The sequence below is a fragment of the Pontibacillus halophilus JSM 076056 = DSM 19796 genome (assembly GCF_000425205.1).
In the GTDB taxonomy this organism is placed as follows: domain Bacteria; phylum Bacillota; class Bacilli; order Bacillales; family BH030062; genus Pontibacillus_A; species Pontibacillus_A halophilus.
Genome location: NZ_AULI01000036.1, coordinates 1 through 1,228 on the forward strand (window position 1 = coordinate 1; position 1,228 = coordinate 1,228).

Annotated in this window: 1 protein-coding gene; it reads left to right on the forward strand. The window is 42.1% G+C overall.

The window, feature by feature from the left end:
• Positions 1–80: 80 nt before the first annotated feature.
• A protein-coding gene (locus H513_RS0117615) for an IS3 family transposase (protein WP_154655292.1) occupies positions 81–1,201 on the forward strand; the annotation gives its coding sequence in 2 pieces (ribosomal slippage) (positions 81–330 and positions 330–1,201; 1,122 coding nt in all).
• Positions 1,202–1,228: the final 27 nt, after the last annotated feature.

Consider the following 1,228-nt stretch of genomic DNA (forward strand, 5'->3'; position numbering starts at 1 on the left):
TGGATAGGCTACACTAAATTGGACATGTAAATTAAGGTCAGGTAAACTTATCTCAATTCAAATAGCGAGGAGCACTGACCATGACTAAGAGGTCCAGACGTACGTTCACAGAGGAGTTTAAGAAGCAGATGGTCCAGCTTTATCAGAACGGTAAACCTAGGAAACAGATTATTGAAGAGTACGAGCTGAATCCTTCTACCTTTGATAATTGGGTGAGCCGATTTGAGAAGTCCGGGTCCTTTAAAGAGAAGGACAATCGCACTCCTGAAGAAAATGAGTTGATTCGTCTTCGGAAGGAAAATCAACGGCTAGCGATGGAAAATGATATTTTAAAGCAAGCCGCGCTGATCATGGGACGAAAGTAGATGTGATACGCCAGAACACTCACAAATACTCGGTATCAGCAATGTGTGACGTCCTACAAATACCAAGAAGTACGTATTATTACGAGGCTAAAGTCCGGCAGCGAAAACAAGAGGAAGAGGCACTTACAAAGCAGGTAACAGACATCTTTCATCGTAGTCGGCAAAACTATGGAACTCGCAAGATTAAAGTTGAACTAAAGAAGCAAGGGAAAGTCGTCTCGCGACGCCGTATTGGTCGCATTATGAAACAGATAGGCCTAGTATCACGCTACACCGTCGCTCAGTATCGTCCTCCTCAATCATCGTGTAACGAAGCTAAAACAGCCAATCTACTGAAACGTGAGTTTCGTCAGGAAGAAGCGATGCAGGTTCTTGTAAGCGATTTAACCTATGTTCGTGTAAGAGGGAAATGGCATTACATTTGTATTTTTATTGATCTGTTTAACCGTGAAATTGTCGGTCATAGCTCAGGTCCTTTTAAAGATGCGCATTTAGTATACAAAGCTCTCTCCTCCATCCAAAGTGACTTAAATAACGTTCAAGTCTTTCACACGGATCGTGGTAGTGAATTTAGAAATAAGCTCATTGATGAAGCCTTAGCAGCCTTTGACATTAAGCGTTCCCTAAGCTTAAAAGGGATGCCTTACGACAATGCGGTAGCCGAAGCGACCTTCAAATGTATTAAAGTAGAGTTCGTCAAAAAAGCTGCCTTCGAGAGTGAAGAGAGCCTAAGTCTTGAATTATTTGACTACGTCAACTGGTTCAATCGGATACGAACCCACAGTACCCTCGGTTACCTAAGTCCAATAGAATTCAAATCGAAGCACCTTAATTAAACTGTCTAGTTTAGTGTTGACATTCCA